We start from the raw sequence: 26377 nt of genomic DNA, 5'->3' as shown, positions 1-26377 counted from the left end.
GGCGACACGACGCCGTCATTCCTGCCACCCGACCATCGGCAGCATGCCTGACCTGCAGAAATCAAGCGATCACGTCCGGATTGATAACGGCCTCTGACACAGGACGGCAGGCGAACGCTGCGCGACCCTGACGCGTTGGGGAGACGGATGCGGCCACCGTTGATCACCGGCGTGTGAAGGCTGAAGATCATGCGGTGGCCGCAGGTCACAGCGTAGACCCTGCCCGCTGGCAGGAGGCGTTCGAGGGCCTGATGAGCCGGATCGCGGGACGGTTCGCACGGGTCGAGCCCCGGCGCAGGGTGAGGCAGTTGGTGCTCGGACTGCTGTCGGATCTGCCGCGCAAGAACTGCTGGGTGCGCCACGAGGCGCCATGTGACCGAGTGGAGGTGGAAGACCTCTACCGCCGGGCCGTCGCAGCGGCCGGGTAGAAGCTGAGGGCAGTCCGAGCCGGGGAACGCCGGTGAGGACGGAAAGCAGCTCTGACAACGCCGGGACGGCGCGGTACTGCCAGACGTGTCGGGTTCGGCAAGCAAGGCCAGAAGGCGTACGAAGAGGAATCCGTGTAAAGCCCCGTAAGTCTTGCACCGGGCTCAGATCTGGCGGATATGGGCCCGGGGTGCAGTGCGTGACCGCTCGTTTCAAGAGGCGGTCAACTCCGAAGCCGGTCTCCAACTGCCGGTGGGGAGGCCACGCTGAAGGTCTGCGGCGTAGGCGTGGTGATGCTGCCGGGGTAGTAGCGGGACGCCGACCTGGCCGATCGGCACATGGTGAACGTGGGAACCACCTGCGGTCGCCCCCGTTTTCCGGGCATCCGGTCCGGAGATCGAGGGCAGGCCCGTTGCCGGCTGAGGCCCGCAGGTGAGGCGGAGGCCCCGTAGTAGTCCGAGCGGAGGAAAGCTCCGTGCATGGCGAAGGGGGCCAGCAAGTCGGCAGCGAGGATGCTGCAATGCCGGGAGGCCGCTGGTGAATACCGACGCGCTGGAGTTCGCGCTGCTCAAGGCCGAGCGGGGTACGGGTCTGTCAAATGAACGGCTCTGGTCCGTAGTCGTGGTTACGTTGAGTAGCCGTCCGTGATTATGATCTGGTGATGGATGTCAACTCCCTTATAGGCACGGTGTTTTCCGGGCTATCGGTGCTGGCCGTCGAGGACGTGGCGGACGGCGGTGACGCACGGTCTCCACAGTAGGAGGGGAGGTGCAGATCCGTCGTCATTTGTCATCGTTGAGCACCCCCGCACGGCCCAGAGACGGCCCGGGCGGGGGTGCTGTGGTGTGCGCCCCTCGATGAGAACCATGGGCATGGTGGTCGCTGAGGTCGGCTGCGCTGATGTCAGACGGCCGGCGGGGTTCAACAGCCCGCCTCGACGCCGCTGTTCACACGAACGAGTCGATGTTGATCGAGTAGCCGGCTCCGGTGGTGAGGTCGGGGCGGCTTCCGTGACCGTCCTCCGCGAGGCCCTCGGCGGTGAGGAAGACGATCTGCAGGGACATTTTCTCTTTGACGAAGCTCAGGTCATCGGGCAAGGCCTCGGGGTCCGGATTCCATCCGTCCCGTACCGCCGCCGTCCGGTAGTGCGCGGCCACTTGGGCCTGCGTGCCGGGGAAGGCGTATGTCCGGTTGGCATACACCGAGACATCGCCGCTGTCCGCCCAGCAGCCGGCGTCAACCTTCTCGAAGCCCCGGGCGACGGTGGCCCCGGCGGGCCGGGAGTCGAGGATGTCGAGCGCCGCCATCTCCTTCACCCGGTCCTCGGTCCCCTCGCAGTCCCGAGCGAGTTCCAGCAACGTGCAGCCGGTGAGCGTTACGGCCGCCAGCGCGGTCGACAGGAGCAGGGATATCGGGCGGGTGGTACCTGTCGGCAGAGGCAAAGCGGGCTCCAGGTCAAGGCCGGGGCGGAGGGAGGACGCGGTACGCCGGACAAAATAGTCATCCGTGCCCGCTCCGGAGCAGGCACTTGTCCCCTCAGACTCGTCTACAACCTGAAAGGTTGCCGGTTAAGGGCAACAACCTCGGCCCAGCGCACATCCCGGGGCACCGTGAATGATCCGTAGGCGCGTGCGCGCCGTATGACCTGGCACCCAGAGGGGGTTCAACCCAGAGGGGGTTCAACCAAGGCCCGCCCGCGTTCAATCAGCCCGAACCGGTCCGCCGTCGTCCGCCGTTGTACGCACGTTGATGTCAGCCGCGGATGTCAGGGCACCGTTGGGTTCATCAGCGAGCCGCTTGACCCGTCGCCGCCCAGAAGAGTGATCACAGCGACAAGAAGCTCCGATCACTCTAGTCGGGTAGCTCGTGGTCGGGTGAGGGAGCGCTGATAACGGCGCCGGAAGAACTGCTGTGTCAAGAGCAGTGCCGGAAACAGCAGCCGCCAGGGACCGTGCGGGGCGGCGCGAGTCAGGGATCGAATCGTCAGTGCGACCGTGCCGTCAGGGGAGCGGTGGACGACGAAGGCCTCCTCGCCGCAAACGGGATGACCGGGCAGCGTCCCGTACGCGAAGCCGCAATCGAACACAGCGGGGACCGCTGCCGGAGTGTGGGAAACTTGCATCTACGAGGTGCCTTGCTGATTGTGCGTGCTGGAAGCGTCAGAACTCCCATCATCGCAGGTCAGCGGGGTACCTCTTCTTGATTGCTCATCCACAGGACGCGAGTCACTCGGTGGATCGAGGCTAAGGTGCACGCCAGAGCAGTCTTGAGATGCATTCATCCCCGGCGTGAACGCCGGGGCTTTCTGCAAGAGTCCCGGTAATCCAGGGCGGCCGCGCGCGCGGCGTCCGGGTCGATGGTGATGGCTGTGCCTTCGATCGCCTGGGCAGGGTCCAGCTGCTGGCCGGCGGTGCGCGCGGCTTCCTGCGCGAGAGAGGTGGCCCGGTTGGAGGCGTTGAGGGCGCCGCCGCCGTCGACGAGCAGTCCCATGACCATGAGGATGGCGAGCGCGGACATCGCCATGAACAGCGACATGGAGCCGCGGTCCCCGCGGGCGACAGCTTCAGCACGGGCTCGGGCGATCAGGCCTCGTACGGCGTGGATCACTGCCGCCCCCGGTAGGTGTCGATCGGGCTGATGAAACTCGCCGTGAGGGTCTTGGAACCGGGCAAGCCAGGCAAGCCGATGTCTGACAGCCGCGCGGTGCACGAGATCGTGGCGGTCACGGTGGCCGCCTGGCCGACGTCGAGGGAGTAGCCGGAGGTGTCGACGGCGACGTCGGTGCTCTGGCAGGTGACGCCGTCGCCGCTGAGGCTGTCCTCGGCGGCCGCGCGGGCCTGGGATTGGGCGCTGGTGGCATCGCGCTCGAGGGAGGCTGCGTGGGCGGCTGCGTCGACGGCTCCGTCGGCGTCGACGACGCGACCGAAGGCGATCATCAGGCCGAGCAGGGCGATGATGGCCGGGGCGATCACCGCGACTTCGAGTGCAGCGCTTCCCCGGTCCCCGCCAGCGCGGCGGCGCACGAAGGTTCTGCCGCGAACTGACGTCGAAATCAGCTGGCATGGGTCATCTCCTCGGGGTCGTCGTGAGCAACCCAGGGCGAGTTCGGTCCGACGGTGAGCGAGCCGGCGGCGACCGGCGAACTTCTGGCTTCGCATCGCCCCTGGTGTGGGATCGATCGGTTACCTATACCGATTCGATCGATCGATACAATAAGCTTCGCTCACGATCTCCATACCGTGCGGTGCGGGTACTCCATCGCCGTTGACACAACCGAGAGGTTCCCTTGGACATGACAGACTCTGGCCGCGCGGATGTCGCGGCGCACTGCGTTGCCAGGATTGACCGTGATCGGCTGGCGACGACGCTGACCGAGCTCATCAGCCAGCCGAGCATCAACCCGTTCGACGACAGGCCACACGGTGACAGGGGCGAGCGGCGGGTGGCGGACTATCTCGGCAGCCGGCTCGAACGGCTGGGGTGGGCGTGCGAGATCGTCGAGTTCGCGCCTGGGCGGCACAACGTGATCGCGCGGCTACCAGGCTCGCGGGCCGCGGGGAGCGGCCGGTCACTGATGCTGGCGGGACACATGGACACGGTGGAAACGGCCGGTTACCCGGCGCCTTTCGCCGGCGCCGTGCGCGACGGCAGGGTTCACGGTCGTGGCGCGTGCGACATGAAGGCCGCGCTCGCGTGCTATGTCGAAGTCGCGGAGGTGCTGGCCGAGCACGCGGTCGCTCTGGCCGGTGAGCTGGTGATCGCCGGTGTCGGTGACGAGGAGTATCGCCAAGAGGGCGCCAAAGCATTGGGGAAGTCCGGCCTCCGGACGGACGGCGTCATCATCGGGGAGCCGACCGAGCTGACGATCTGCCATGCCACCAAGGGACTCGTCGCCTACGACCTCACCGTCACCGGTGAGGCTACCCACGGCAGCGTGCCCCACCACGGGGCCAACGCCATCCTCTCGGCAGCGGAACTGGTAGGCGCCTTCGCCGGCTATCAGCGACTGCTCGAGCGGCGCGGCCACCCGCTGCTGGGGCAGCCCACGGTCAACGTCGGCGTCATCGAGGGCGGCGTGAAACCGAACATCGTGCCACCCGAATGCCGGGTTCAGTTCAGCCGCCGACTGCTGCCCGGTGAGACTCCAGCCGCCGTGCGAGCGGAAGTGATGGCCATGCTCGACACCTCGGTCGATCAGCGGCGTTGGGACCTCAGCGAAGCCTGGTGGACCGTCGAGCCGTACGAACTACCTGACAGCCATCCTCTTGGCGCAACGGTACGCGCCGCCGCAGAGGCGTGTGGTGTCGCTGACGCGGCACCACACGGTTTTCCGGCCAGCTCCGACGCCGCCTACTTCGGCTCACCGGTCGTGCTCTTCGGCCCTGGTTCGCTTGCCCAGGCACACAGTCTCGACGAATGGGTGGCGATCGAGGACATGGTCACCGCGACCGCGGTGTACCTGCGTTCCGCGCTCATGACGCTGGGCATGACGGCGACACGTCGGCCTGACCCCGGCACGCGATCTCCTGAAACCCGAGTCAGCGGAGTGCGTCAATGACAGTGAACAATGCACAGCCCACCAGCATCAGGAAAGTGATCGCCGCGGGCTCCGTAGGCGCACTGGTCGAATGGTACGACTTCGCGGTCTATGCGTATCTGGCGACTATATTGGCACGTCTGTTTTTCCCGGCCACCAATCCCGCAACCTCATTGTTGAGCTCTCTCGCGGTGTTCGGGGTCGGCTTCGTACTGCGTCCCGTGGGTGGCGTCATCTTCGGCCACTACGGTGACAAGTTCGGACGCCGCAATGCCTTGGCCGCCGCGATCATCCTGATGGCGGCAGCCACGTTGGCGATCGCTGTCCTGCCCACCTACTCGCAGGTCGGGGTGCTCGCCCCGGTGCTGCTGGTGGTAGCCCGGATGGTCCAGGGCCTGGCCGCCGGCGGGGAATGGGGAGGCGGCACCGCCTTCCTGGTCGAGTACGCGCCCCAGGATCGCAAAGGCCTGTACGGCAGCCTCCACCAGTTCGCCACCATCGGTGGATTCGTCTGCGGAACCGCGATGAGCACGTTCATCAATGCCGTTTTCTCCGAGGCCGCGCTTAATGCCTACGGCTGGCGAATACCGTTCGTCGTCGGAGCGCTCGGCGCGTTGGTGGGCCTCTATCTGCGCTTGCGGATGGAAGACACCCCGGACTTCCGGGCCTTGAAGCGGAGCCAGACGGTGGCGCGGGCTCCGATCGTGGAGACCTTCGCCAGGCATTCGCGTTCGGTGTTCCTGGTCGTCGGTGTTGTTCTCGGCTGGACGATCGCTTACTACGCCTTGATCGGCATGCCAAGCTTCATGGCGGGCAGCATCAAGGTGCCGCTGTCGGCGGCGCTGACGTCCAACCTGATCGCCATGGTTGTTCATCTGTTGCTCTTGCCCGTCACGGGAGTGCTCTCGGACCGGGTCGGGCGCAAACGATTGTTGCTCAGCTCCACGGTCGGGCTCGGAGTCGTGGCATACCCGGTCTACTGGTTGCTGTCACAGGGATCGTTCGGATACCTGGTTCTCGGTCAGGTCGTCTTCGCGGCGGTTCTCGCGGTTTTCTCCGGCCCGGCTCCCGCGGCGCTCGCAGAACTGTTTCCCGCGCGGGTTCGTCACAGTTCCCTGTCGATCGGCTACAACCTTGCTACCGCGGCCTTTGGCGGTACCGCGCCGTTCATCGTCGCTTTCCTGGTCTCCCGCACAGGCAACGATCTCGCACCGGCCTATTACGTGATCGCGGGCGCCATCGTGACCACCGTGGTACTCGTGTCGATGTCTGAGACGGCCACGCGCACGCTGAGCCAGGACGACGAGGCCACAGACAACGCCGGAGACAAGACTGCCGCGTCATGAGGAGCTGGGACAGCTCAGGGCCACCTCGTCGGTGTGCCCAGACAATAAGCGCAGTGTGACGGGGTGGGCCGCGACACGCGGCCACCCCCTCAAGCTCGGAGAAAACGGGTCGGCTCGCCGATGTCGAGATCGTCCCGGCGCACGGCCCTTCCGTTCTCCGTCGCGCGCATCAGCCCCAGTCCGCCGTCGGCGTAGCTACGGCACAGGTCACGCAGGCCGAGGTGCCCGCTGCTGCGGAACCAGTGGGACACCGCCGTGCACATCTCCAGCAGACCGATGGTCAGTGCCTTGGGATGCGACACAGTGAACACCCCCACCGCTATTCCGTCCTCAACAGTCGCCCGCCACAGCCCTTCATACGAGTCGCGGAGCGTAAGCACCCGGTCCCGCCGCTCACCCGACAACGCTCGGAGCTCAGTGTCGGTGACGATCTTCGCCAGCCGGTCCGTCACGTGTGCCCACACGTGCTGCTCGATCAGCATCGCCAGGCGCTCGCACGGAGCGTCCAGCTCCGCGCAAGCGCGTTCGGCCGCCTGCCGGAGTGGATCGGTGCTGGCGAACATGATGTCCACCAGCAGATCGTCCTTGCTGCCGAAATGGTGATACAGCGAGGAGAGCGTAGCGCCGGCCTCGGTGACGATGTCGCGGATGCCGGTGCCGTGAAAGCCCCGTTCGGCGAACAGGGTGATCGCCGCCTCGCGGATCCGGCGCGGTGTTTCCCCGGCCTCCTCGGCGCGCACCCGTGGCATCTCTGACTCCCTACTTGGTCGCAAGATTGTTTTCAGCTCCCTGGAACCTACCTGACCGGGGAGCGGATACCGACATCACCCGGCCATCGTGAGACCACCGCTGACGGAGAGCACCTGGCCCGTGATGTGCGCCGGAGCGGATGCGAAGAAAGTCACGGCCTCGGCGACCTCGTCGGGCTGGGCCAGCCGGCGGTTCGGGGTCGCCCGCACGATCGCGTCCATGGTCGCCGCGGCCCGTTCGTCCTGCTTGATCTCGCCGAGCAGCGGGGTGTCGGTGGGGCCGGGGCAGACGCAGTTGACGGTGATGCCGTGCCGCGCCGTCTCCCGGGCGATCGACTTGGTGAACGCGATCGTGCCGCCCTTGCACGCGGCGTATACGGCCTCGCCGGACGAGCCGACCCGGCCCGCGTCGCTAGCGACGTTGACGATGCGCCCGCCGCCGGAGGAAATGAGCCGGGGAATGGCTAGATGGACGGCATTGAACACGCCCTTGAGGTTGATGTGGATGAGCTTGTCCCACAGCGTCGACTCGGTGTCGGTGAACCGCTGCACGTGGTCCCAACCTGCATTGTTGATCAGGATGTCCAGCCCGTTCAGGCGGGTGCAGGCCTCGTCGACCGCCGCGTACATGGCCGCGTAGTCACCGACGTCGGCCGCGACCGCGAAAGTTCCGGGAACCTCATGCGCCAGTTTCTCCGCGCCGTCGGCATCCAGGTCCACGATCGCGACCGACACGCCCGCCGCGGTGAGCCGGCGCACGATCGCGGCTCCGATTCCTTTCGCGCCACCGGTCACGATCGCGGTGGCGCCATTGATTTCCTGGTGGTCGTTCATGCTTGAGAACCGTTCTTTTCGTTGTCGGACGGGAAGGAAGGAAACGTCAGGCAGGCTGACTGTCGAAAGTGGACTCGGTGACACCGCGCGCGGCGAGCAGGTGTTTCTCGACCTTCTCGGTCGGCGTCTTCGGCAGGGTGCCGGCGAATTCGACGTACCGGGGGACCATGTGCCGCGGCAGCCGTTGCTCGCAGTAGGCCAGCAGGTCCGGCGCGGTCAGCACCTGGTTGTCGCGCAGGGCAACGGAAACCATGACGTCGTCCTCAGTCAGCTCGCTCGGCACCCCGTATGCCGCAACCTCGAGGACGGCGGGATGCCCGCTGACGACGTCCTCGATCTGCATCGCGGAAATGTTTTCCCCGCGACGACGGATCACGTCCCGGTTGCGCCCGGCGAAGTAGAAGTAGCCCTCGTCATCGCGATAGGCGAGGTCCCCGGTGTGGAACCACAGATCGCGCCATGCCTGCAGGGTCGCCTCCGGCATGCCGAGGTATTCGGACAGGATCACGTGCGGCTCGCGCGGCCGGACGCAGATCTCACCGACCTGCCCCGGCCGGCTGCCGAATCCGTTCTCGTCCAGGACGCGCACGTCGAAGGGCGGAACAGGGCGACCGCACGAGCCGGAGCGCCGGGGCTCGCCGGGGCGGTTGTACAGCACGATCCCGGCGTCACTGGAGCCGTAGACCTCGACGAGCTCGACACCGAATCGCCGCTCGAACTGCCCGGCCCAATCCGGCAGGGGCACCCCCCAGCCGAGCCGGGCGGGGTTGTCCACGTCGTCGGGTGCGGGCTCCTGCTTGAACAGCATGGTCAGCGTCGCGCCCATGAAATCGAAGACGGTGGCCCCGTAATGGCGGACCTGGTCCCAGAACCGCCGCACGGAAAAACGCTCCACCAGGGCCGCGGTCGCGCCCAGCACGAATGCCGGGGCAACGGTGAAGATCGCCGCGTCGGCGTGGAACAGCGGGAACGGGCAGAACAGGACATCCGCGTCGGTCAGCCTCAGCTGCTCGGCGAAGATCTCCGCCTGCCGGGTGACATACCGATGCGGGAGTACACAGGCCTTCGAGCGGCCGGTACTACCTGAGGTGAACAGCAGGATGCTCGGGTCACCGGGACGAACGTCCGCCCGCGGCGCCGGGCCGCCGGCGAGCTCCGACCACCCGCGCACGACGGCTGCCCCCAGGTCCGGGCGGCCGTCGCCCCTCACGAAGACCGTGTGAACATTGGTCGCGCGCGGGAGCGCCTCACCGATCGCAGGCAAGAACTGCTCGTCGGCCACCGCGACCCCGGCACCGCTGAGCGCCAGCGCGCCGGCCAGTCCGTCGGTTCCCAGTGAGGTGTTCACCGGCGCTGCCACAGCGCCGATCCGGCCGAGCGCGAGCCACGTGATGACGAACTCCACGCAGTTCGGCAGCAAGAGAGCCACTCGGTCTCCCGCGCCCACACCCTGTTCGGCGAGCCCACCCGCCACTGATCCCACCTGCTGGGCAAGCTGGCGATACGTCAGCGTCTCCTCGCCGATCCGCAACGCGGGGTGGTCTGGCCGCCCTTCGGCGTGCTCGTCGACGAAGTCACCGAGTGTGCGTGTGCCGGTGGTCACCGTTGCCTCCTTCTCGTCCGTGTCTGTTGGCAAACGTCTGCAGGCTCGCCTCGGCCGCCGCACTCCGCCGCGCCGTGGCGACGGCGGCCGTCTCCCGTTCGAGCGCTCGCGCGACCGCGTCACCACTCGCGTCCTGGAGCAACTGCCGGGTCAACCGGACGGCCTGGGATCGCTCCGCCAACTCGTTCGCCAGCGCGATCGCACGGTCCAGCACCTGGTCGCGGGGCACCACTTCGCTGACCAGCCCGGCGGTCAAAGCCCACGCGGCGTCGTAGGTCTGACCCGTGAGCACCATGTCACGGGCCCGCCCATATCCCACATAGGCGGGCAACAGCGCCGAAGAACCGTTCGTGCACACCAGGCCCCACGCCACCTCGGGGCATGCGAAAACCGCGTGCTCGGCAGCGACCCGCAGATCGCACGCCAAGGTCAGCTCGAGCCCGCCGCCCATCGCGGGGCCGTTAATCGCCGCGACGCTCGGCTTGGCCGACTCGGCCAGGATTCTGGTTGCTTGCTGGAACAACGCGATGTTCTCGTCGAAGGTCTCCGCATCGGCTCGCGCCGTCTCCTCGAGGTCGTCCCCGGAGCAGAACGCAGACCCGGCACCCGTCAGCACGATGACGCCGGTATCGGACCGCCGGTCCGCGTCGGCCAGCGCGTCGACCAGTTGGCGCAGCATCTGGCCGGACAGGGCGTTGCGCACCTCCGGCCGGTTCAGCCTCACCAGTGAGAAAGAATCCCCGTGCTGAAGCGTCACGCGATCACTGGCGGTCGCGTTGGCCCCACTGTTCACATCAGGCAACATACGGTTATTGTATCGATCGATCGAATTAATGCCAAGGAGGGTCATGGACCGCTACGGGCACTACGAAGTGCTGAAGCTGGACTGGGTCACGGAGGGCGTGCTGCGTGTGACCATCGACAACCCCGGTCGCGCCAACGCGCTGGATGCGGCTGGCCACGGCGAGATCACCCGGATCTGGCGCGACGCCGATGCCGATGAGCGGGTCCGTGCTGTGCTGATCACCGGGGCCGGCCGCAACTTCAGCGCCGGCGGCGATCTGGACTGGGTCCGCAGCCTCGCGGACGATCCGCAGGCTCGCATCGCCGGGCTGCGGGAAGCGCGGGAGCTTGTCACCAACCTGGTGAACTTCACCAAGCCCGTGGTGTCCGCCGTGCGGGGCGTCGCCGTCGGCGCCGGACTGGTCGCCGCCCTACTCGCGGATGTCTCGGTGGTCGCGACGGACGCGCGGTTGATCGACGGCCACACCAAACTGGGCGTGGCAGCGGGCGATCACGCAGCCCTGATCTGGCCGCTCCTGTGTGGCCTCGCCAAGGCCAAGTACTACCTGCTCACCTGCGATCCACTCGAGGGAGCCGAGGCCGAACGGATCGGCCTGGTGTCCCTCGCTGTCCCGGACGACGAGGTCACCAGCAGGGCGGCCGAGATCGCTGTCCGGCTCGCGAACGGCGCGCCAACCGCCGTGCACTGGACCAAACACGCCCTCAACTCCTGGCTCCGGGGGGCCATGCCGCATTTCGATGCCGCACTCGCCCTCGAGTTCCTCGGCTTCGCCGGATCCGAAGTGCAGGAAGGCCTCACCGCGCTGCTTGAGAAACGCACGCCCACATTCCAAGAGGGCGCGGAAGCCTCCCACTAGTGCAAGGTCAGCCGCGTTGCTGATCTCTCATCCTGGCCACCGAAAAGGTCCTCACCCGGTCCGGGCTGGCCTCTGGCGACATAGGCGCCTTCGAGATCAACGAGGCCTTCGCCTCGGTCTGCCTGGGCTGGCAGCGCCGGACCGGCGCCGACTACGAGCGGATGAACCCCAACGGCGGCGCCATCGCCCTCGGCCATCCGCTCGGCGGCTCCGGCGCCCGCCTGATGACCACCCTGGTCCACCACATGAAGGACAACGGCATCCGGTACGGCCTGCAGTCGATGTGCGAGGGCGGCGGCATGGCCAACGCCACCGTTCTCGAACTCCTCTGATCCACCACTCGACCAGGAGACGGGCCACACGGCCCGTCCCGTACCGCAAGACCCTGCGCAGCAGTCGCAGAAGGGACACCAGACATGGAAGCCGCCGACTTCAAGGCCGTACTCGACGCGGTCCGCCGCCTCGTGCGCGAGGACGTCGTGCCACGCGAGGACGAGATCGAGGAGACCGACGCCATACCGGAGGACATCCGGCGCAAGGCCGTGGCGATGGGCCTGTTCGGCTACACGCTGCCCGAGGAGTACGGCGGCCTGGGCGCGAGTCTGTACGAGGACGTCCAGCTGGCCTTCGAGTTCGGCTACACCACGCCCGCGTTCCGCTCGATGTTCGGCACCAACAACGGCATCGCCGGCAAGGTGCTGGTCAACGCGGGCACCGAGGAGCAGCAGAAGCACTGGCTGCCCCGGCTCGCCGAGGGCGCCGTCGCCTCCTTCGCCCTCACCGAGGCCGAGGCCGGCTCCGACCCGTCGGGCCTGACCACCCGGGCGCGCCGCGACGGCGACGCGTACCTCATCTCCGGCTCCAAGCGGTTCATCACCAACGCCCCGCTCGCGGATCTGTTCGTCGTCTTCGCCCGGACCGGCGAGGAGAAGCACGGCACCAAGGGCATCTCCGTCTTCCTGGTCGAGTCGAACCTGCCCGGCGTCACCGTCGGCCCCAAGGACCACAAGACCGGCCAGGCCGGTGCCTGGACGGCGGAGGTGTACTTCGACGAGGTCCGCGTTCCGGCCGCCGCGCTGGTGGGCGGCGAGGAGGGCGCCGGCTTCGGCACGGCGATGAAGTCCCTCGTGCGCGGGCGGGTACACATCGCCGCGCTGTGCGTGGGCATGGCCGAGCGGATCCTGGAGGAGTCCGTCGCCTACGCCGCCGCCAACAAGCAGGGCGGCCGTCCGATCGGCGAGTTCCAGCTGGTGCAGGCGATGCTCGCGGAGATCCAGACCGGCGTGTACGCGGGCCGGGCGATGGTTCTCGAGGCCGCCCGGAACTACGACTCGGGCGCGGACCGCCGGATCGGCCCCTCGGCCGCCAAGCTGTTCTGCTCCGAGATGGTCTCCAAGGCGGCCGACCTCGCCGTGCAGATCCACGGCGGCATGGGCTACATGCGCGGCACGGTCGTCGAGCGCTGTTTCCGCGACGCCCGGCTCTTCCGCATCTACGAGGGCACCAGCGAGATCCAGAGGCTGATCATCGGCAAGAACCTGCTCAAGGGGGCGGGCCGATGACGGACCCCGCCGTGCTCGTCGCGCAGGACGGGCCCGTCAGGACGCTCACCCTGAACCGGCCGAGCCGCCGCAACGCCCTGGACCTCGACGACCGGCGCGCGCTGCTGACCGCGCCGGCGGGTGCGGAACAGGACCGCAACTGCCGGGCAGTGGTGCTCACCGGGGCCGACGGCGTGTTCTGCGCGGGCGGCGATCTCCGGTCGATGTCGCAGGACCGTGACGTCGCGGTGGCACGCCTGGTCGCGGTCAACGACATCGCGCGCGCCCTGGTCCGTTGCCCGAAACCGGTGATCTCCGCTATCGAAGGCGGTGCGTTCGGCCCCGGACTGTCGCTCGCGGCGGCGAGCGACTACGTGGTAGCGGCCGAGGACGCCCGGTTCGAGGCCTCGTTCGCCAAGATCGGACTGACCGCCGACACCGGCCTGACCTGGAGCCTGTCCCACCGGGTCGGCCCCGGCCGGGCCAAGGAACTCATCCTGTTCGCCGACGAGCTCACCGCCCACCAGGCGCACCGGATGGGTCTGGTGAGCGAGGTCGTGCCGCGCGGTGAGGTCATGGGCCGGGCCGTGGAGCGGGCCGGACACCTCGCCGCGGCGTCGCCGGCGATGGTGGCGGGCACCAAACGGATCTTTGCCCAGGAACGACAGGATCCCGAGTCGATCCCCGCGGCCGAGGCGGAGGTACAGGTCGAGCTGCTCGCCGGCGACGGCTTCGCCGAAGGGCGTGCCGCGTTTCTGGAAGGTCGTACGCCGGTCTTCACCGGTTGAGCCGCATTCATCGCGAGAACTCATGTTGCAGCAGGGAACGTTCGACGGCCGGGTGGCCGTCGTGACGGGCGGCGGATCGGGCATCGGAGAGGCGATCAGCCGGGAACTCGCCCGACTCGGCGCGAAGATCGCCCTTGTGGGCCGCACCCGGGACAAGCTGGATGCCGTCTGTGCGGACATCAACGCCGCGGGCGGCACGGCCAAGGCCTACCAGGTGGACATCCGCGACCGGTCCCGTGTCGAGGCAGTGATCGACTCGGTGATCGTCGACTTCGGCCGCATCGACCACCTCGTCAACAACGCCGTGGGCAACTTCCGGGTGGCGCCGGAGGAGATGTCGCCGAACGCCTGGAACGCGGTCGTCGACATCGTCCCCGACGGCACCTGGCACTGCACCCAGACCGTGGGCAAGCACATGATCGAACGCGGCGGCGGTTCGATCCTCAACATCGGCTCGACGATGTCGAAGCAGGGCGGCCCGGCCACGGTCCACTCCGCGAGCGCCAAGGCCGGTGTGCGCGCGATGAACAAGTCCCTCGGGACGGCCCGGGGCCGGTACGGCATCAGGGTCAACGTCCTCATCCCGGGGATGACCGAAGGGACCACAGGGGCCGAGGTTCTCCACCAGACGGAGGAGGCCTTCGACCAGGCGGTCAGCGGCGTACCGCTGGGCCGGCTCGCCACCCGCAAGGAGATCGCCCAGGCGGCGAGCTACCTCCTGATCGCCTTGATCGAGACCGCACACGGGGTACCCGACGCGCGGACGATGGCGTCCACGCCTGGCGTGCGGCGGCTGGTCTTCGGCGGGCACATCGGATTCTGCGAACAGCGCGTAGCGGAGGTCAAGGATCAGCCGCGCCGGCCGACGACGAGCAGGAAATCGTCGCACCGATCGGCGAATTCGCCGGCCGGTGGGTGCCGCCGCGGGAAATCACAGCGCAGTTGACCGCACGGGACAAAAAGAACCAGACGAACCAGGAGTTGATCATTCATGGCGCTACTTGCCGACAAGGCCGCGGTCATCACCGGCGGTGCTCAGGGCATCGGTCTCGCGATCGCCGAGCTGTTCGTCAAGGAGGGTGCGAGGGTCGTCCTCGGTGACCTGAACCCGGAGGCCGCCGAGGCGGCGGCAAAGGAGCTCGGCGGTCCCGGAGTGGCCCGGGCGCTGCGGTGCAACGTCACGAACCCCGCCGATGTGGACGACCTGCTCCGCACGGCGCTGGAGGCCTTCGGTTCGCTGGACATCATGGTCAACAACGCCGGGATCACCCGCGATGCGACGATGCGGACGATGACCGAGGAGCAGTTCGACCAGGTCATCGACGTGCACATCAAAGGCGCCTGGAACGGCACGCGCAAGGCGGCCGCGGTCATGCGCGAGCAGAAGAGCGGCTCGATCGTGAACCTCTCCTCGCTGTCGGGCAAGGTCGGCATGGTCGGCCAGACCAACTACTCCGCCGCCAAGGCCGGCGTCGTGGGGCTGTCGAAAGCCGCCGCCAAGGAGCTGGCGCACCACGGCGTGCGGGTCAACGCCATCCAGCCGGGCCTGATCCGGTCCGCGATGACCGAGGCGATGCCGCAGAAGGCGTGGGACCAGAAGATGGCCGAGATCCCGATGCGGCGCGCCGGCGAGGTGCACGAGGTGGCTTCCGTCGCGCTGTTCCTGGCCTCTGACCTGTCCTCCTACATGACCGGCACGGTGCTGGAAGTGACCGGCGGAAGGTTCATGTAGCACCGATGCGTTGTGAACCGCACACCACCACCACCGAAACGGCCGATCCTTGTCCGGTGGCAACGCTGCACGGCCTCTTCGGCAACGGCACGCCCGCGCTCGGCCCAAAAGACGCGCTGCCACCCCTGGGGCACTGGCTCGCCTTGTCCCGATGGCCCTCCTCGTCCGCGCAAAACCGCTGTTCTGCGGGGGGTCGGCTCAGCTTCGACAAACCGAGGACGCCACACCCGACGCGCTCGCCCTGGGCCTGTTCGGCCCGGATTCCGGGGCGGCCGACCTCACACACCACACCATCTTGACCATCGAGTCCGATCCCTGCCAGGAAGGCACCAGCCATGCGTGAAGCAGTCATCTGTGAGCCCGTCCGTACCCCGATCGGCCGCTACGGCGGGATGTTCAAGAGCCTGACGGCAGTGGACCTCGGGGTGACCGCCCTCAAAGGACTGATCGACCGCACCGGCATTGCACCCGAGGTGATCGAGGACGTCGTCCTCGGCCACTGCAACGGGAACAGCGAGGCGCCCGCGATCGGCCGGGTCGTCGCGCTCGACGCCGGCCTGCCCGTCACCGTCCCCGGCCTGCACCTCGACCGCCGGTGCGGCTCCGGCCTGCAAGCCGTCATCTACGCCGCCCTGCAGGTGCAGACCGGGGCCCACGAGGTCGTCGTCGCAGGCGGTACCGAGAGCATGAGCAACGCCGCGTTCTACTCAGTCGACATGCGGTGGGGCACGAAGAACGGCATTGCGATGCACGACGGCCTCGCACGCGCCCGGTCGACCGCGGGAGGGAGACACTACCCCGTTCCCGGAGGCATGCTCGAAACCGCGGAGAACCTGCGCCGTGACTACGCGATCCCGCGCGAGGAGCAGGACCAGCTGGCCCTCGCGTCCCACCAGCGGGCGGTCAAGGCCCAGGGCGATGGCATCCTGGCCGAGGAGATCATTCCGGTCACGGTCAGGACCAGGAACGGCGAGGTCGTGATCGACACTGATGAGCATCCGCGCGCCGACACCTCGCTGGAGGCGCTCAGCAGGCTCAAGCCGATCCTGCGGGACTCCGACCCGGAGGCGACGGTCACGGCGGGCAACGCCAGCGGGCAGAACGACGCGGCCGCCATGTGCATCGTCACCACGCTCGAGCGCGCCGAGCAGCTCGGGCTGCGCCCGCTGGCCCGCCTGGTGTCGTGGGGTGTTGCGGGAGTCGCTCCGAAGACCATGGGCATCGGCCCGGTTCCCGCCACCGAAGCCGCCCTGCACCGTGCAGGCCTCTCCCTGAACGACATGGATCTCATCGAGCTGAACGAGGCGTTCGCGGCTCAGGCACTCGCCGTCATGCGGGAGTGGAAATTCGGTGAACAGGATCTGGAGCGCACGAACGTCCATGGCTCCGGTATCTCGCTGGGCCATCCGGTGGGGGCGACCGGTGTGCGGATGCTCGCGACGCTGTCCCGGGAGCTGCACCGGCGGGAAGCCCGCTACGGCCTGGAGACCATGTGTATCGGCGGCGGTCAGGGCCTGGCCGCGATCTTCGAGCGGGTGACGGCATGACCCTGCGTACTCTTCCGCTCCCTGGAGAAGGTGAAGAGCGCCCTCAACGAGCCGATGGGACCCACCGCCTGGCTGGCCGTCGACCAGGCACGCATCAACGCCTTCGCCGATGCCACCGGCGACCACCAGTGGATCCACACCGACGCCGAACGGGCCGCGACCGGCCCGTTCGGCCGCACCATCGCCCACGGGTACCTGACCCTGTCGCTGATACCCCACTTCAGCCAGCAGCTCTTCCACCTCGAGCTGGGCGGGGCGCGCATCAACTACGGCGTCAACCAGGTGCGTTTCCCCTCTGCCGTGCCCGTGGGGGCGTGCCTGCGGGCACAGGCCACCTTCGTCGACCTGCGGCAGACCACGGCGGGAGCCGCTCTCACGACGCAGTACGTCATCGAAATCAACGGGCAGCACAAACCCGCCTGCGTCGCTGAAACCGTCACCCTCGCTCTCCTGGCCTGAGATTCTGCAATGGACCACAACCCGCCCAGTCTTGCCCGCGCGCGTGCCGTCGTCGAAGCGCTGCAGGACATCCTTGCCAAGACGACCGCGCACATCACGTCCTGACCGACGGACGAGGACCAGACCGTGGCCTACGACCTGACGTCGATGCCGTCAGCGGTCCCAGCAGCCGCGGAACTCCTGGACCACGGCGCTGGAGGCCAGCATGCCGGCCACCCACCGGGCGGCGGTCCGCACCGGTCTGCCGCACGCCACCGTCGTGGTCGACCACTGCCCGCAACGCCTTCGGCTTCCGCAACGCCGGCCACCAACGCCTACGGACACGCTGCGTCACCCCAAGGGAACGGCAGCATGGGGGCAGCAGCCTATCGCTGGCTCCGCAGTAGGGGGATGGAATGTTGCTAGTTGACCTCGTGCCGGCCGCGTCGCGGGTGGTCCGTGCCCCTTCGAAGGTACGTAGTTGGTCTGAGTGAGGGTGGGTGTTGGCCTAGCCCGGGACGAACCGCGCAGGCGAACTGGCGTTGCGGGGCCAGGGGCCCGCGTTCGCTCCGGAGACGCGAGGCAGCGGCCGTCGTGACAGGAGTGGTGACAGATCTCGCTGAAAAATGCCATGTCTGACTGAAAGCCTCACGAGCCCAGGACGCGCCTCACCGCCCACGGCCCCGAGCTGATCTTTCCCGGTCACTACGGGACGATCTACCAGGCCAAGGGGATGGACTACCTGGGCAAGACGCACCCGCGGCGCCTGACCATGCTGCCCGCCGGGTCGGTCCTCCACGACCGCGCGATGTCCAAGGTCCGTAACGGCGAGCGTGGCCGCGGTGGAGTCGAGCGGCGCCTGGTCGCCCTCGGCGCTCGCCCCCGTGACGAGGGCGAGCCCGGCCAGGGGTGGCTGGAGGAGGCCCTGCAGGCCGTCGGCGCGCGGGTCGTATCCCACGGCGGCAACCACAAGTACGCGGCCTACATCGGGCCGCGCACCGGGCGCCGGCTCACCGCCACCTCCTACCCGTACCCGAAGGCCGACCAAGGGGGTGCGGCCGCATGAACGCCGCATCCCGCACCGGCGGCGAGGATGTCGAGCTGGTCATCAACTGGGGCCTGGGCATCGACTGGGCATCGACTCGACCGCGTACTTGGTGAAGGTGCTGGAGGCCCGTCCGCCCACGGAGTCGATCTGGCCCGCACCATGGTGCTGCACGAACTCACCGGGGACGAGTGGCCGGCCACCCGCGCCCACGCCGCTCAGTACGTGCTGCCGCTCCTGCGCGAGCACCGGGTCCGGCTCCTTCAAGTCGCCCGGGCCAGCCGCTCATTGGAGATCGCGGTCATGGACGACTCCCGCCGGCCCGAGCGGATCATCGAGCGCGGGCCCTGGGCGCTGTGGGACGAGTACGAGTCCAACGGCACCGTTCCCCAGCAGGGCGGTATTCGGCTCTGCAGCTTGCATGCCAAGGGCGAGGTCGGTGACGCGCTGATCGCCCAGGAGATCGGCGACCGTACGTTCAAGCAGGTGATGGGGTTCAACGCCGACGAGGTCAGCCGCAGCCGCCGGGACGAGGCCGCAAACAAGAACCCGCTGCGCCAGGGCGAGTATCCCCTGATCGCCTGGGGGTGGGGGCGCGAGCGGTGCGAAGCGTTCCTGTACGAGCGGTTCGGGGTGCGGTGGGAGAAGAGTTACTGCAGCTTCTGCTGTTTCCCGGTCTCGATGTGGGCCATGGACGCGCACCTGGACCGGATGCGCGCCCATCCGGACATCGCCGGACGGGTCCTGCGCCTGGAGTACACCTCCGTCAGCCTCAACCCGCAGGCTAGGCTGTTCGGCCGGCGCGGTCTGCTGGAGCAGTTCGACCCGGGCCGGGCCGCCGACCGGCCCGTGCTCGCCGCGTTCGAGGAGGAGCTCGCCTGCCCGTGGGCGCTGTACCACGTGCGGCGGATCCTGCCCGTCGCGAAGGCGGACCCGACCCGGCGCGGGCGGGCGATGCGCTCGGTGGAGCGGGTCGACGTGGGCCGGGCATCCGCTCTCGGCCGGCGGCTGCAGAGCGTCTCGGAGCGGCGCGGTGTCCCAGTCGAGGTCGACAAGCGCTACGGGCGGGTACGGGCCTGGGTCCAACAGCGCGGACCGGAGCTTCCGACCGTGGAAGAGCTGATGGTCACCGCCCCGTTCCAGGTCCGGGACAAGCAGGTGCCGCACTTCGAACGGGAGTGGGCCGCGCATCGCCGCAGCCGGCCGTGACGTGCTCTGGGTGCCGGCGAGATTGACAGCCACCCACCAAGAGCGTCATATTGATTACGCGAAACTAGCGGCAAAAGCGGTGGGCGGCGGAAGGCACCCTCTCACGAGGGTGTCGGCCCAGGGCGGCAACCCCGACCGAACGTCCCGCCGACCACCTTCACCAACTCGACTCGCCCGCCGGCGCGTGAGCGCCGGAGGAACAAAGAGGAGCAGGCCCTCAGTATAGGGCCGCGATCCGAACCGGAGAGTGCAATGTCCAAGGCCCTGAACCCGCAGCGTCGCGTCGTCGGCGACCGTGCCGTGGTCAACCGCGACTGGATCCGCGAGTTCACCGGCGCCAGCGTCGGCACCGCGGCCCGCTGGTACAAGGTGCGCCTCGAGCAGCCGGAGGAGCACCGTCACCCGGAGAAGGAGCGCATCGACGGGACCGACTTCTACGACGAGCAGCAGTTCCGCGACTTCTACACCTGGTTCCAGCAGGAGAAGGCGAGCAAGGTCCTCAAGGCCGACCCCGAGCTGTACCAGGCCGACCCGGAGGATGTCGTCTCCATCAACACGGCTGCCAAGTGGCTGGGCTTCAACGGAGCCTCGGCCATCCGCAAGTACCTGAAGGACAACCCCGACTACTTCCCGAAGCCCCTCGCCGAGCCGGTCGAGGGCCCGACCGGCCGCATGATCCCCGGCTTCCGCGTCGGCGACCTGCAGGACTTCGACCGCAAGCGCACCGGGGACAAGCTCGGCAAGGCCGGCCGCCGTCCTGGGCCCCAGGCCGACGCGGCCGTCGGCCGGCCCTCCGCCCTCGAGGAGGCCCTCGCGGCCGAGCTGAGCGCCCACGCCGGCGGTGAGCCGCTCACTGCCACGCAGCTCGCCGAGCAGTACGCCGCCAAGGCGATCGACCGCGACGGCTACCACCCGGGGCTGGCCGCGGAGCTCAGCGTGCAGTACGGGGGACCGCAGAGGTCTTGGGAGTACGTCGTACGCAACGCCCTCAAGCACCGGCCCGCGGCCGCACCGGCCCGCTCGGAAGCCGACCGGCGGACGGCCGTCGCCCTGGCCGCCCTGCGCGAGCGCGGTGACATCCGTGGACTCGCCGCCTCCCTCGCCCGCGAGCACGGCGGCAGCCCCGACGTCTGGTCGCGCGCGGTGAACGCGGCACGAAGGATCGCCGACTCGACCACTGATCACCCCACGCCGAAGGACGAGTCCCGATGACCAGCTACCAGCTCCGCGACACCACCACCCGCCAGCTCCTCGCGGCCGACCTGGCCGACTACGCCGCGGCCGAGGCCGCCCTGGACCGCCTCGACGACGAACTGGAACACGACCTTGCGGCCAACGGCGAAGGCGCCGGCCGCATCCGGATGCGCCTGGACGTCGAACGGGTCACCGACGGCGTGACCGAAGCCGTCGGCCACCACGTCCTGCTGCTCGGCGTAGACGACGCGCCTGACCTGCTGCCCGCTGTGTGATCGCCGCGCGCGAGAACGCGTACCGCCGACCACCGACTACCGACTACCACCACAGGCAAGCGCCGCCTCGCGTGGCCGCGAAACGCCTGGCGGTGGCCCCCGGCCCACCGGGGGCCACAGCTGTGAGCAGGGTTGCCAAGACCCCAAAAAGAGCGTCCCAGACGAGGTCGACATCTACATCCTCAATCTCTCGGGCGGGAAGGACGGCCCCCGCGCCGCCGCTCTGGCTCTGGACGCTGCGCGCGCCGCCGGCGTCGAGGACCGGGTCTACACCATCCATGCCAGTCTCGGTCCCCTGGAGTGACCCGCCGTCACGGTCGACGGCGTCCGCTACCCCGGCAGCAGCGAACTGGCGGCCCTTCACAGCCGGGGGCGTTGTCACGTTGGTTGACCAGCGTGGGATGATCTTCGTGGAGGTCGTATCGGGGAGGGGACTGCTCGTGTCGTCCGTGTCGCCGTCGTACCAGGGGCACCGGTACCCCGTCGAGATCATCTCCCACTGCGTGTGGCTGTACCACCGGTTCCCGCTGTCGCTCCGGGAGGTCGAGGAACTGATGCTCGAGCGCGGCGTGGTCGTCTCCTATGAAACCGTCCGGCGATGGTGCCTGAAGTTCGGTCAGGCCTACGCCAACGCGCTGCGTCGCCGACGTCCCCGTCCCGGCGATAAATGGCACCTGGACGAGGTCTTCATCAAGATCAACGGTGAGCTGAAGTACCTGTGGCGCGCGGTGGACCAGGACAGCAACGTGCTGGACATCCTCGTGCAGAACAGACGCGACAAGGCCACGGCCAGGCGTTTCTTCCGCAAGCTCCTCAAAAAGACCCGCTCGGTGCCGCGGGTGGTGGTCACGGACAAGCTCCGCAGTTACGGGGCCGCCCACCGCGAGGTGATGCCTTCCGTCGACCACCGCTCCCACAAGGGCCTCAACCACCGGGCCGAGAACTCCCACCAGCCGACCCGGCAACGAGAACGCGCCATGAAGGGCTTCCGCAGCGTCGGCGGAGCCCAACGGTTCCTGTCCGCGTTCAGCGGCATCTCACCCCACTTCCGACCCCGACGCCACCTGATGACCGCCACCGACCACCGCGCCGAAATGACCGTCCGCTTCGCGATCTGGGAGCAGATCACCGGCACCGCCGGCCTGCCCGCCACGGCCTGAGCGCGGAGCCGGAACCCGACCCCAGCACGCCCCGACGCCCCGCCAAGCACCAACACCCTCGACAACGTGACAACGCCCGTCGAACCGTCCCAACCGCTCCAGGTCCAGGCGCATCACCGTCGCCCGCAACTCCGCGACCGCCTCGACATCCGCCGGCTCTGCGGAACGCAGCGCCCATTCCATGGGACGGCCCGGCCGTATCCCGTCCGCCCCCGCACTCGTATCCATGGGCCGAAGTATCTCAATGGCCCGCTGCGACCACACGCACAGCAAGACCGGCCGGGCACGCAGCAGCGCCTATCGCGGACCGAGTCGTAATCAACCGGCTCACCCGGCACCTGTCCGTCCTGGACATCATCTGGATCGGGTAGCCACCCGGTGACAACGGCCCGGCCCCGGCATTGCAGCTGCCCGGGCCGGGCCGTTTTCGCATCGTAGCCGCCGCCGTACCCACCCCGGCGGCAACGCGTATCCGCCACGGGCCAGTCACCAGTTGCCGCGCGGACGTACGGCTCATCGACATTGATCAAGTAGCCCCGCGACGCAGTGACTCCCGAAGTCGGCGACAAACGACTCCCCGTTCGTACAAAGCCACCCGGTGTCACCGCGTCGGTCACCTGTCCGGGCGCGGCGGGGCCAGCACTGAGCACGGTCGTTGACGGCTTCGCCTAACGCCTCCTGAGGAACCTTGCGGAGGTATCGGGGAGCCGAAGGCCTGGCCGTACGGCGGATCGGGCGCCTTCTCCGGCACCTCCAACCTGTGCATGGCCATCGGGCTCATTCGCCGTGGGGCTCGTCTCTCCGGGCCCGTCGGTCGGCCCGGTCGGCCTTGCGGGCGATCACGAAGCTACTGGCCACCCCCAGAAACAGCAACGACAGCCAGGCGGTATTGGCAACGTCAACGGAATCCACGGTCAGTGCAAGGACCGTGCCCATCAGAGCGAAGCCGAACCACACGAGACAACCGATGCCTCTCAGACGCAATCCCCCGGTCCGCTTCTTGAAGCCTGGCGGTACCCAACCACGAAGCATTGCCACGCCCGGCAGCAGGAGCACTATGACGCACAAACTCAGACCGACCAGGTGAACTACTGGATTGCCCACAATTTAATCCTTACTTGAGTGATTTATTCGCTGAACAGTCGCCACCAAGATGAGCAGTGGCAGGTTTCCGGTGGTGCAGGCGTGCACGGATCCGCCTCGACGAGGTTGCCCTCGTCGAGGCGCAGTCTCTTGTCTCAGAGGCCTGGCCTTGCTCCGCCCTCAGCAATATCTCCGATAAGGGTAGGATCCGTACGCGTTGTACCATTTCTTTTCGGATCCCCACCATCTGACGGACAGGCACATATGTCGGTTGTTGGCGCTCCTCGCCATCGCCATGATCCAACCGAGATAGAGGGCGGTGGCGGTTCCGACTAGCCAGCCCACCTTCGGAATGGCGTAGGCAAGGCCCACGATGATGGCATAGGGAATATCGCCGTAGCCGGTTATCAGACGCGTATACCGGCGGTTGAAGTTTGCGGTGAGTCTGCCACTGAAGAGCGTTCTGTGGTAGGTATTCCACCAGGTGTGATAGGTGGCCCGCCCGCTGCTCCACGCCTCAAGGGTCGCCCAGCCCCAGGAATAGTAGCGGTAGCGCTTCCAATACCAGCGACCGTCCAGGTCATAGCCGTTGACTGGATCTCCCGCCGCGTACTCGTAGGCGTTGGCACTGCCGCCGAGTACGGGGTCGATCGAGAGGAACCGGCCTATGGCCGGGTCGTAGAGCCGAACGCCCATGAGTGTCGCTCCGGTGAGCGTTTCGCTGGAGCGTTGCTTGCCGCCGAGCCACCCGTAGCGGGTGGTGGCGCTGCCAGGTACGGGGTTGCCGTACTCGTCGTGGCGGAACACCGTGGCGCTCTTGGTGGTGTCGAGCGGCAGCTGGACGCTGACATCGCCATGGATGTTGTTCAGTTGGAGGACGGTGTCACCGGATGCCGTGGTGGTCGCCTCCATGTTGCCCATCAGGCCTGGGACGTTGCGGGCGATGGTGCCGCTGGTGTCCTCGACGATCCAGGAGGGGCTGTCACCGTCCGAGCCATAGTGGCTCGTCTTACGTCCCGTCTGGCTCCAGGTGCCGTTGGTGTCCTGGGTCTCCGTAGTCCAGGAGGCCAGGCGCTCTGCCGCGTCGAGGTTCCAGGTCTGGCGCTGGGTGTCGACTGTCTGCCGTCGGACCAGGTCGTTGGCGTAGTAGTCGATGGTGGCACCGCCGGTCAGACTGGCAGTGCGGCCGAAGGTGTCGTAGGTGATGCCGGGGGCGATGAGCCGGTCGGCGCTGTCGTAGGTGCTGGTGGCGGTTGTGGAGCCGGTGTCGCCGCAGGCCTCACCTGAGGTGCCGGTGCTGGTGGCCAGGGCTGTGCGGTTGGTGTTTTTGTCGAAGGTGTACGCCCGGCGGGTGCAGGTTCCGTCCGCCGCGGTGTCGTCGGTGCGGGTCAGCCGACCGAGCTTGTCGTAGGTGTAGTCCTGTTCCGTGGTGTCACCCGCGGTTCCGGAGTGGTGGACAACCCTTCCGTGCACGGAGTAGTCGACGGTGTCGGCGAGGACGACGGTGTTGTCGGTGTCGCGGGTGTAGATCGCCGAGCTCTGGTCACCAGTGGGGTTGGAGCCGACGTTCAGGGTGTAGCCGCCGGGCAGCTTCTCGGTGGCGGGCTTGCCGTCGGCATCGTAGGTGGCGGTGGAGGTTCCGGCGACCGAGTCGGTCAGGTAGGTGGGAAGACCGCGCGGGTCCTTCGCGATGTCGTAGGCGTAGGTGGTGGTGGACGGGGCCGAGTCGGTGACCTTCACCGGGCGGTCGAGCAGGTCGTACTCGGTGGTCTCGGTGTTGCCCGTGCCGTCGTTGTAGCTCACCTGACGGCCGAGTTTGTCGAACATCGTGGTGATGGTCTGTGCGTTCGCCGACACCGTGGCCACGCGACCGGTGTTCGGGTCGTAGGTGGTGGTGGAGTCGGGCACCGTGGTGCCCAACCCGCCCGTCGTGGCGACCTTGGTCACTCGGCCCGCGTTGTCGGTGGTCAGGGTGCCGGTACGGGTGACGCCGTTGGCGGTCTCCGTCGTTCTGGCCGGTTGTCCCCACCAGTCGTACTCGATCGTCTTGGTGGGCAGTCCGGTGGGGTTCGAGCCGCCGTCGGTGATGGCACCTGCCGGCCCGGTGGAACAGACCAGGTCGGCCCACTCCGGGCGGCCGTTGCAGGCACCGGTGCCGCTCGCCGACCAGTACGTCGTGATCGTCGCTCCGGCGTCGGTGCCTGTGGACTTGGGCAGGGTCGTCCTGGTCACCCTGCCCTGGGCGTCATAAGAGGTGGTCTTGGTGACGTTCAGACCGCCGGCGTCCTCGATGGTGCTGGTGGTCAGGCCCTTGGCCCAGTCATAGGTGGTCTTCATGACCTGGCTGTCTGCGTCGGACGGGTACCCAGGCACATGGGCCCCTACGGTGACCGTGGTCGGCATGTCGCTGACCTTCGCGGTGCCGTCGGTGGGCCTGCCCTCGTCGTAGGCGGTGACGGTGTGCTCCCGGACCGTGATCTCGGTGCCGGCCGGCAGGTCGGTGCCGCCGGTGCCGGCCTTGAGCGCGGTCGTCAGAGTGGCCAGGTGCAGTGGGCTGAATACCTCCATTTCTCGCTGGCCGTCGCTGCTGTAGACGTAGGTGCTGGACAGCAGCTGTGCGCGCTCCGCCGGCGAGGCGTCGCTGATGCCCAGGCGGGTGAGCTTGTCCAGGCCTTCGCCACTCGTGGCCAGGGCCAGGGCACGGTTGCCTGCCGTCAGCTCGCGCACCGTGTTGCCCAGATGGTCGTACTCGGTGGTGGTGATGTGCCCACCGGGTGCGGCGATGTTGACCTCACGCCCGGAGCCGTCGGCATAGCTGATCACGGCGCGCTTGTAGTCGCCGGAGGTCAGGGCTCGGCCGTCGTGCGAGGCCGGCACGGCGTCGGCGGGGAACACGGCGGTGGCGTCAGTGGGGACGTCGGTCTGGCCCCACGCCCGCGCCTCCGCCGTGCCCATGGTGTACGGGGCGGTGGTGCCGGTGAGCGGCACGTCGTAGACGACGCTGGTGGCTGCAGTGCCCTCGACCACGTCGACCGTGCCCTGCCGCAGCCCGGGGCGGGACGCCTTCAGCAGCATGCCCTCCCCTGCGGTGGCGGCATTGCCGGCCTTGCCGTGAGAGGCCGTTATCAATCCGGACGTGATCGCTTGATTTCTGCAGGTCAGGCATGCTGCCGATGGTCGGGTGGCAGGAATGACGGCGTCGTGTCGCC

Annotated in this window: 25 protein-coding genes and 3 pseudogenes; 17 read left to right on the top strand and 11 right to left on the bottom strand. The window is 68.0% G+C overall.

The genetic code is table 11. The features are described 5' to 3' along the window. Positions 1–251 precede the first annotated feature (251 nt). Positions 252–410 (top strand): annotated as a pseudogene (locus ACFY4A_RS40370) (IS701 family transposase); the annotation flags it as partial. A 963-nt stretch (positions 411–1373) separates the two neighbouring features. Here the strand turns inward: ACFY4A_RS40370 and ACFY4A_RS40365 are convergent. The 4 genes from ACFY4A_RS40365 to ACFY4A_RS40350 form a co-directional block, all read right to left on the bottom strand. Next, the gene (locus ACFY4A_RS40365; protein ID WP_390834301.1) at positions 1374–1868 is read right to left on the bottom strand and encodes a hypothetical protein; all 495 of its coding nucleotides are present in this window, start codon (positions 1866–1868) and stop codon (positions 1374–1376) included. A gap of 404 nt (positions 1869–2272) precedes the next feature. Further along, positions 2273–2548 carry a DUF1990 family protein gene (locus ACFY4A_RS40360; protein ID WP_390834300.1) on the bottom strand — a complete coding sequence of 92 codons (276 nt, stop codon included), beginning with the start codon at positions 2546–2548 and terminating at the stop codon, positions 2273–2275. Positions 2549–2703: 155 nt separating this feature from the next. Next, the gene (locus ACFY4A_RS40355; protein ID WP_390834299.1) at positions 2704–2961 is read right to left on the bottom strand and encodes a pilus assembly protein TadG-related protein; all 258 of its coding nucleotides are present in this window, start codon (positions 2959–2961) and stop codon (positions 2704–2706) included. Positions 2962–3029: 68 nt separating this feature from the next. Next, complete coding sequence (locus ACFY4A_RS40350; protein ID WP_390834302.1) at positions 3030–3449, bottom strand: TadE/TadG family type IV pilus assembly protein; 420 nt, start codon at positions 3447–3449, stop codon at positions 3030–3032. Between the two features lie 269 nt (positions 3450–3718). Here ACFY4A_RS40350 and ACFY4A_RS40345 point away from each other — a divergent pair, with 269 nt between their 5' ends. Both ACFY4A_RS40345 and ACFY4A_RS40340 read left to right on the top strand, forming a co-directional pair. Further along, positions 3719–4984: a M20 family metallopeptidase gene (locus ACFY4A_RS40345; RefSeq protein WP_390834297.1), complete on the top strand. Its 1266-nt coding sequence runs from the start codon at positions 3719–3721 to the stop codon at positions 4982–4984. Then, the gene (locus ACFY4A_RS40340) at positions 4981–6309 is read left to right on the top strand and encodes an MFS transporter (protein WP_390834296.1); all 1329 of its coding nucleotides are present in this window, start codon (positions 4981–4983) and stop codon (positions 6307–6309) included. The genes ACFY4A_RS40345 and ACFY4A_RS40340 overlap by 4 nt, the downstream gene beginning before the upstream one ends. A gap of 89 nt (positions 6310–6398) precedes the next feature. Here the strand turns inward: ACFY4A_RS40340 and ACFY4A_RS40335 are convergent, their stop codons facing one another. The 4 genes from ACFY4A_RS40335 to ACFY4A_RS40320 all read right to left on the bottom strand — a co-directional run bounded on the left by ACFY4A_RS40335 (position 6399) and on the right by ACFY4A_RS40320 (position 10300). Then, the gene (locus tag ACFY4A_RS40335; RefSeq protein WP_390834295.1) at positions 6399–7049 is read right to left on the bottom strand and encodes a TetR/AcrR family transcriptional regulator; all 651 of its coding nucleotides are present in this window, start codon (positions 7047–7049) and stop codon (positions 6399–6401) included. Positions 7050–7133: 84 nt separating this feature from the next. After that, the gene (locus ACFY4A_RS40330) at positions 7134–7892 is read right to left on the bottom strand and encodes an SDR family oxidoreductase (RefSeq protein ID WP_390834294.1); all 759 of its coding nucleotides are present in this window, start codon (positions 7890–7892) and stop codon (positions 7134–7136) included. 46 nt (positions 7893–7938) lie between these two features. Next, a complete protein-coding gene (locus ACFY4A_RS40325) occupies positions 7939–9495 on the bottom strand; it encodes an AMP-binding protein (protein ID WP_390834293.1) in 1557 nt (518 codons plus the stop codon). Then, positions 9467–10300, bottom strand: a complete 834-nt coding sequence (locus ACFY4A_RS40320; protein WP_390834292.1) for an enoyl-CoA hydratase/isomerase family protein — start codon at positions 10298–10300, stop codon at positions 9467–9469. The genes ACFY4A_RS40325 and ACFY4A_RS40320 overlap by 29 nt, the downstream gene beginning before the upstream one ends. Before the next feature lie 43 nt (positions 10301–10343). On the opposite strand from ACFY4A_RS40320, the gene ACFY4A_RS40315 reads away from it, so the two are divergent. The 14 genes and pseudogenes from ACFY4A_RS40315 (at position 10344) to ACFY4A_RS40250 (ending at position 22085) form a co-directional block, all read left to right on the top strand. Next, on the top strand, positions 10344–11156 hold the full coding sequence (locus ACFY4A_RS40315) for an enoyl-CoA hydratase/isomerase family protein (protein WP_390834291.1): 813 nt from the start codon (positions 10344–10346) through the stop codon (positions 11154–11156). Between the two features lie 29 nt (positions 11157–11185). Then, positions 11186–11488 (top strand): annotated as a pseudogene (locus tag ACFY4A_RS40310) (acetyl-CoA C-acetyltransferase); the annotation flags it as partial. Positions 11489–11572: 84 nt separating this feature from the next. Further along, the gene (locus tag ACFY4A_RS40305) at positions 11573–12718 is read left to right on the top strand and encodes an acyl-CoA dehydrogenase family protein (RefSeq protein ID WP_390834290.1); all 1146 of its coding nucleotides are present in this window, start codon (positions 11573–11575) and stop codon (positions 12716–12718) included. Continuing rightward, complete coding sequence (locus tag ACFY4A_RS40300; RefSeq protein ID WP_390834289.1) at positions 12715–13485, top strand: enoyl-CoA hydratase/isomerase family protein; 771 nt, start codon at positions 12715–12717, stop codon at positions 13483–13485. Before ACFY4A_RS40305 ends, ACFY4A_RS40300 begins: the two co-directional genes overlap by 4 nt. 22 nt (positions 13486–13507) lie before the next feature. Continuing rightward, positions 13508–14431 carry an SDR family NAD(P)-dependent oxidoreductase gene (locus ACFY4A_RS40295; protein ID WP_390834288.1) on the top strand — a complete coding sequence of 308 codons (924 nt, stop codon included), beginning with the start codon at positions 13508–13510 and terminating at the stop codon, positions 14429–14431. Between the two features lie 45 nt (positions 14432–14476). After that, positions 14477–15217, top strand: coding sequence for a 3-oxoacyl-ACP reductase FabG (gene fabG, locus ACFY4A_RS40290; RefSeq protein WP_390834287.1), 741 nt, complete (start codon positions 14477–14479; stop codon positions 15215–15217). 151 nt (positions 15218–15368) lie between these two features. Further along, complete coding sequence (locus tag ACFY4A_RS40285) at positions 15369–15560, top strand: hypothetical protein (protein ID WP_390834286.1); 192 nt, start codon at positions 15369–15371, stop codon at positions 15558–15560. Continuing rightward, positions 15553–16764, top strand: a complete 1212-nt coding sequence (locus ACFY4A_RS40280) for an acetyl-CoA C-acetyltransferase (protein ID WP_390834285.1) — start codon at positions 15553–15555, stop codon at positions 16762–16764. Before ACFY4A_RS40285 ends, ACFY4A_RS40280 begins: the two co-directional genes overlap by 8 nt. Positions 16765–16794: 30 nt before the next feature. Further along, the gene (locus tag ACFY4A_RS40275) at positions 16795–17223 is read left to right on the top strand and encodes a MaoC family dehydratase (RefSeq protein WP_390834284.1); all 429 of its coding nucleotides are present in this window, start codon (positions 16795–16797) and stop codon (positions 17221–17223) included. 712 nt (positions 17224–17935) lie between these two features. Then, positions 17936–18268 carry a hypothetical protein gene (locus ACFY4A_RS40270; RefSeq protein WP_390834283.1) on the top strand — a complete coding sequence of 111 codons (333 nt, stop codon included), beginning with the start codon at positions 17936–17938 and terminating at the stop codon, positions 18266–18268. 141 nt (positions 18269–18409) lie between these two features. After that, on the top strand, positions 18410–19456 hold the full coding sequence (locus ACFY4A_RS40265) for a hypothetical protein (protein WP_390834282.1): 1047 nt from the start codon (positions 18410–18412) through the stop codon (positions 19454–19456). A gap of 252 nt (positions 19457–19708) precedes the next feature. Further along, positions 19709–20668 (top strand): hypothetical protein, encoded by a 960-nt coding sequence (locus tag ACFY4A_RS40260; protein ID WP_390834281.1) that lies wholly within the window; start codon positions 19709–19711, stop codon positions 20666–20668. Continuing rightward, positions 20665–20925, top strand: a complete 261-nt coding sequence (locus ACFY4A_RS40255) for a hypothetical protein (RefSeq protein WP_390834280.1) — start codon at positions 20665–20667, stop codon at positions 20923–20925. Before ACFY4A_RS40260 ends, ACFY4A_RS40255 begins: the two co-directional genes overlap by 4 nt. 401 nt (positions 20926–21326) lie before the next feature. Further along, complete coding sequence (locus ACFY4A_RS40250) at positions 21327–22085, top strand: IS6 family transposase (RefSeq protein WP_390834279.1); 759 nt, start codon at positions 21327–21329, stop codon at positions 22083–22085. A gap of 78 nt (positions 22086–22163) precedes the next feature. On the opposite strand, the pseudogene ACFY4A_RS40245 reads toward ACFY4A_RS40250, so the two are convergent. From ACFY4A_RS40245 to ACFY4A_RS40235, 3 genes and pseudogenes are all read right to left on the bottom strand, one after another. Then, a pseudogene (locus ACFY4A_RS40245) lies at positions 22164–22268 on the bottom strand (GNAT family N-acetyltransferase); the annotation flags it as partial. Between the two features lie 594 nt (positions 22269–22862). Beyond that, positions 22863–23189 carry a hypothetical protein gene (locus ACFY4A_RS40240; protein WP_390834278.1) on the bottom strand — a complete coding sequence of 109 codons (327 nt, stop codon included), beginning with the start codon at positions 23187–23189 and terminating at the stop codon, positions 22863–22865. A gap of 159 nt (positions 23190–23348) precedes the next feature. Continuing rightward, positions 23349–26243, bottom strand: coding sequence for an RHS repeat-associated core domain-containing protein (locus ACFY4A_RS40235; RefSeq protein WP_390834277.1), 2895 nt, complete (start codon positions 26241–26243; stop codon positions 23349–23351). Between the last annotated feature and the right edge of the window lie 134 nt (positions 26244–26377).

Source organism: Streptomyces sp. NPDC001292, from assembly GCF_042896465.1.
In the GTDB taxonomy this organism is placed as follows: Bacteria; Actinomycetota; Actinomycetes; order Streptomycetales; family Streptomycetaceae; genus Streptomyces.
Note: the sequence above shows the minus strand (reverse complement) of the source record. Positions and strands in the feature narration are given on the sequence as shown.

What these genes read in the sequence shown, in the direction of transcription:
- ACFY4A_RS40360 (WP_390834300.1), bottom strand. Translation starts at nt 2,548, where the DNA reads ATGCAAGTTTCCCACACTCCGGCAGCGGTCCCCGCTGTGTTCGATTGC.
- ACFY4A_RS40355 (WP_390834299.1), bottom strand. Translation starts at nt 2,961, where the DNA reads ATGTCGCTGTTCATGGCGATGTCCGCGCTCGCCATCCTCATGGTCATG.
- ACFY4A_RS40345 (WP_390834297.1), top strand. Translation starts at nt 3,719, where the DNA reads ATGACAGACTCTGGCCGCGCGGATGTCGCGGCGCACTGCGTTGCCAGG.
- ACFY4A_RS40340 (WP_390834296.1), top strand. Translation starts at nt 4,981, where the DNA reads ATGACAGTGAACAATGCACAGCCCACCAGCATCAGGAAAGTGATCGCC.
- ACFY4A_RS40330 (WP_390834294.1), bottom strand. Translation starts at nt 7,892, where the DNA reads ATGAACGACCACCAGGAAATCAATGGCGCCACCGCGATCGTGACCGGT.
- ACFY4A_RS40320 (WP_390834292.1), bottom strand. Translation starts at nt 10,300, where the DNA reads ATGTTGCCTGATGTGAACAGTGGGGCCAACGCGACCGCCAGTGATCGC.
- ACFY4A_RS40315 (WP_390834291.1), top strand. Translation starts at nt 10,344, where the DNA reads ATGGACCGCTACGGGCACTACGAAGTGCTGAAGCTGGACTGGGTCACG.
- ACFY4A_RS40305 (WP_390834290.1), top strand. Translation starts at nt 11,573, where the DNA reads ATGGAAGCCGCCGACTTCAAGGCCGTACTCGACGCGGTCCGCCGCCTC.
- ACFY4A_RS40300 (WP_390834289.1), top strand. Translation starts at nt 12,715, where the DNA reads ATGACGGACCCCGCCGTGCTCGTCGCGCAGGACGGGCCCGTCAGGACG.
- ACFY4A_RS40295 (WP_390834288.1), top strand. Translation starts at nt 13,508, where the DNA reads ATGTTGCAGCAGGGAACGTTCGACGGCCGGGTGGCCGTCGTGACGGGC.
- fabG (WP_390834287.1), top strand. Translation starts at nt 14,477, where the DNA reads ATGGCGCTACTTGCCGACAAGGCCGCGGTCATCACCGGCGGTGCTCAG.
- ACFY4A_RS40285 (WP_390834286.1), top strand. Translation starts at nt 15,369, where the DNA reads ATGGCCCTCCTCGTCCGCGCAAAACCGCTGTTCTGCGGGGGGTCGGCT.
- ACFY4A_RS40280 (WP_390834285.1), top strand. Translation starts at nt 15,553, where the DNA reads ATGCGTGAAGCAGTCATCTGTGAGCCCGTCCGTACCCCGATCGGCCGC.
- ACFY4A_RS40270 (WP_390834283.1), top strand. Translation starts at nt 17,936, where the DNA reads ATGGACTACCTGGGCAAGACGCACCCGCGGCGCCTGACCATGCTGCCC.
- ACFY4A_RS40265 (WP_390834282.1), top strand. Translation starts at nt 18,410, where the DNA reads ATGGTGCTGCACGAACTCACCGGGGACGAGTGGCCGGCCACCCGCGCC.
- ACFY4A_RS40260 (WP_390834281.1), top strand. Translation starts at nt 19,709, where the DNA reads ATGTCCAAGGCCCTGAACCCGCAGCGTCGCGTCGTCGGCGACCGTGCC.
- ACFY4A_RS40255 (WP_390834280.1), top strand. Translation starts at nt 20,665, where the DNA reads ATGACCAGCTACCAGCTCCGCGACACCACCACCCGCCAGCTCCTCGCG.
- ACFY4A_RS40250 (WP_390834279.1), top strand. Translation starts at nt 21,327, where the DNA reads ATGATCTTCGTGGAGGTCGTATCGGGGAGGGGACTGCTCGTGTCGTCC.
- ACFY4A_RS40235 (WP_390834277.1), bottom strand. Translation starts at nt 26,243, where the DNA reads ATGCTGCTGAAGGCGTCCCGCCCCGGGCTGCGGCAGGGCACGGTCGAC.